Here is a 3,656-nt window from a genome sequence, read left to right on the forward strand (position 1 = left end):
CTGCTTTCGTATCCATATGAGAGCATGAAGCCATTTTTGCGTATGCTGCATGAAGCGGCAGAGGATCCTTCTGTGGTCAGCATTCGCATGACGCTGTACCGTGTAGCAGATCAGAGTAAAATCATTGATGCACTGGTTGAAGCGGCAGAAAATGGTCGAGAAGTCATTGTCATGGTTGAGCTGCGTGCGCGATTTGATGAAGCAAATAATATCGAGATGTCTCGCAGACTGGAAGAAGCAGGATGCCATATTATTTACGGTCTTGGAAAATATAAGGTGCACTGCAAGCTATGTCAGATTGTACGGAAAAAAGAAAACAGCTTCCAGTATATCACACAGATTGGCACGGGCAATTACAATGAAAAGACCGCGCGTCTGTATACCGATCTGTCGCTGCTGACGGCAAACCGAGACATCGGCGCAGATGTTGATAAGGTATTCCGTTCCCTGCTGATGGGAGAAACCGTGTCGCATGTGGAGCATTTGATGGTTGCGCCGCATTGTCTGCAAAATAAAGTGCTCGATTTGATTGATGACGAAATCGAAAAGGCAAAGCATGGTCGTCCGTCTTATATCGGTGTGAAGTTGAATTCGCTGACAGATAAAGATATTATTGAAAAGCTGATTGACGCTTCACAGGCGGGTGTCAAGATTGAGCTGATTGTTCGAGGCATTTGCTGCTTGGTACCGGGTGTGCCGGAGCTGACGGAGAACATTACCGTTATCAGTGTTGTCGGTCGATTTTTGGAGCACTCGCGTATTTATCGTTTCGGCGTAGGCGAGGAAGAAAAAGTATACATTTCGTCTGCGGACTTCATGACGCGTAATACCTTGCGGCGTGTAGAAGTTGCCGCACCGATTTATGATCCGCAGATCAAAAAGCAGATTTGCCATATCTTTGATACCGTTCTGGCGGATGATGCAAAGGGCAAGATGCAGACCAAGGATCGAGAATATATTGACCGGACACTCGGTGAGACCAAGCTGGATGCGCAGGAAGCTCTCTATGAGGAAGCGTATCAGGCAATTAACCGCGAGGAGCCGGAAAAAGAGGAGGAAAATGAATGATTCCACAGGATCCAGTGATTTTATTGAGCTATGTCAACACCAAGCTGCGCGACCAATACGGTTCGTTGGAGCAGCTGTGCCAAGATCTTGATCTTGACCAGCATGAGATTGAACATAAGCTAGCCGGAATGGATTATGCCTATGATTGCCATCGCAATCAATTCGTATAATACAGAAAAGACAAGAAAACACACCAGAAAAATGCCAGCATGTCATTCATGCTGGCATTTTTGCGCAAAATTTTACGAGAATAAAACGAATCAATCTTGACAAAACTAAAATATCTGATATACTGAACACGGTTAGCGAAAGCTAATTAGATACGCCGGAAAATCCCGGTATCTTGTGTTCCAGCAAAAAGATAGTAACTACACATATATCAAAGACGGATGGTGAAAGGAGACACCAAGTGATGAGTTATTTGACGATTGAAAAGGTAATGGGTCGAGAAATTATGGACTCTCGCGGCAATCCGACGGTAGAGGCGGAAGTCGTTCTGGCAGGCGGCGTGATTGGCAGAGGTGCTGCACCGAGCGGCGCATCGACAGGCGAATTTGAAGCACTGGAGCTGCGCGATGGAGATAAGAACAGATATTTGGGCAAGGGCGTGACTAAGGCGGTCGCTAACATCAATGGACCGATTCAGGAAGCACTGGTCGGCATGGATGCTTCGGATATTTACGCCGTAGATGCGGCTATGATTCAGGCAGACGGCACCAAAGATAAGTCCAAGCTGGGCGCCAATGCGATTCTCGCAGTATCTATTGCGGCAGCACGTGCAGCATCCATTGCCCTGGAGCTTCCGCTGTATCGTTTCCTCGGCGGCATTTCCGGCAATCGTTTGCCGGTACCGATGATGAATATTCTTAACGGCGGTGCTCATGCAGCCAATACTGTCGATGTACAGGAGTTTATGATTATGCCGGTCGGCGCACCGAGCTTCAAGGAAGCACTGCGCATGTGCGCCGAGGTATTCCACGCTCTGGCTGCTCTGCTCAAGGCAGAGGGACTTGCAACTTCTGTCGGCGATGAAGGTGGTTTTGCACCGGATCTTGCCAGCGATGAGGAAGCAATCCAGTATATTCTCAAGGCAGTAGAGAAGGCCGGTTATGTACCAGGCAAGGACTTTATGCTGGCGATGGATGCAGCTTCTTCTGAGTGGAAGGGCGAGAAGAAGGGCGAATATGTCCTGCCGAAGGCTGGCACCAAGTTCACGTCGGAAGGCCTGATTGAGCATTGGAAGCAGCTGGTAGAAAAGTACCCGATTATTTCCATTGAGGATGCACTGGATGAGGAAGACTGGGACGGCTGGAAGCTGCTCACCAAGGAGCTTGGCGATAAGGTACAGCTGGTTGGCGATGACTTGTTTGTCACCAATACTGAGCGACTCAAGAAGGGCATTGACAACGGCTGCGGCAATTCCATTCTGATTAAGCTCAACCAGATTGGCTCGGTATCCGAGACACTGGAAGCCATCAAGATGGCGCATAAGGCTGGCTATACCGCAATTTCCTCTCATCGTTCCGGTGAGACGGAAGATACAACCATTGCCGATTTGGCAGTTGCCCTGAATACCTGCCAGATCAAGACCGGTGCACCGAGCCGCACCGAGCGCGTGGCAAAGTACAATCAGCTGCTTCGCATTGAGGAAGAACTGGGTGCCAGCGCTGTTTATCCGGGAATGGGTGCTTTTAACGACAAGAGATAAAAGTCAGAACATGCTGACTTTTGCAGCATATGGGATAACGTGTGCTTCGCTGCTCGATGAGCGGCGAAGCATCTCTTGTCTAAAAATATTAACTATAACTAATAAAGAATGGCTCAGATTTTCGGTGTTGTTATAAAATGTTTCAGAATAGGTCTTGACATTTTTTGCATACACCGTTATGATAATAGTGTTCATACAACTGACGGAAGTGGATCACCACATGGGAGTATGAATCGCTGTTTTGCCGACCGTCTGGGCATTGTTTACGCTTGGAAGGGCGGATTTTTTATACCAAAAATTCGTATCTTTCCGGATTACAAAACATATATCTGACTGAAAAGGAGAAACGACCATGGTTGATTTTGAACAGTGGGAAGGTTTTGAAGGACGTATTTGGAAGGAAGAAGTCAACGTAAGAGACTTCATTCAGAAGAACTATCAGCCGTATGACGGCGATGAGTCTTTTTTGGCAGACTCGACGGAAGCAACTGATAAGCTGTGGGGTGCTTTGCAGAAGCTGCAAAAGCAGGAACGCGCAAAGGATGGCGTGCTCGATATGGAAACAGAAATTGTTTCCAGCCTGACTGCATATGGCCCTGGATATATTGATGAAAATTTGAAGGATTTGGAGCAGATCGTCGGCTTGCAGACCGACAAGCCGCTCAAGCGCGCATTTATGCCGTATGGCGGCATTAAGATGGCAGAGCAGGCTTGCACAACGTATGGCTACCAGCCGTCCGAAAAGCTGCATGAAATCTTTACCAAGTACTGCCGCACGCATAATCAGGCAGTGTTTGAGGCATATACACCGGAGATGAAAAAGGCACGTCACACCCATATCGTGACTGGCCTGCCGGATACTTACGGCCGCGGCCGTATC

General features: G+C 48.1%; 4 protein-coding genes and 1 riboswitch. All 4 genes read left to right on the plus strand.

The features are described from left to right. A partial coding sequence (gene ppk1, locus ACR0P9_RS09055) for a polyphosphate kinase 1 (RefSeq protein WP_432619385.1) occupies positions 1-1,068 on the plus strand: 1,068 nt, incomplete at its 5' end. Beyond that, a complete protein-coding gene (locus ACR0P9_RS09060; protein WP_432619387.1) occupies positions 1,065-1,238 on the plus strand; it encodes a DUF4250 domain-containing protein in 174 nt (57 codons plus the stop codon). The genes ppk1 and ACR0P9_RS09060, both read left to right, overlap by 4 nt. A 242-nt stretch (positions 1,239-1,480) precedes the next feature. Beyond that, positions 1,481-2,776: a phosphopyruvate hydratase gene (gene eno, locus ACR0P9_RS09065; protein ID WP_432619389.1), complete on the plus strand. Its 1,296-nt coding sequence runs from the start codon at positions 1,481-1,483 to the stop codon at positions 2,774-2,776. A 185-nt stretch (positions 2,777-2,961) separates the two neighbouring features. Continuing rightward, a riboswitch (ZMP/ZTP riboswitch) is annotated at positions 2,962-3,041 on the plus strand. 87 nt (positions 3,042-3,128) lie between these two features. After that, on the plus strand, positions 3,129-3,656 hold a 528-nt coding region (locus ACR0P9_RS09070; protein ID WP_432619391.1), incomplete at its 3' end, for a pyruvate formate lyase family protein.

Source organism: Butyricicoccus sp. (assembly GCF_050872565.1).
Taxonomy (GTDB): domain Bacteria; phylum Bacillota; class Clostridia; order Oscillospirales; family Butyricicoccaceae; genus Butyricicoccus_A.

Bases quoted from the DNA above. Each gene is read 5' to 3' on its own strand.
- ACR0P9_RS09060 (WP_432619387.1), top strand. From the start codon at position 1,065: ATGATTCCACAGGATCCAGTGATTTTATTGAGCTATGTCAACACCAAG.
- eno (WP_432619389.1), top strand. From the start codon at position 1,481: ATGAGTTATTTGACGATTGAAAAGGTAATGGGTCGAGAAATTATGGAC.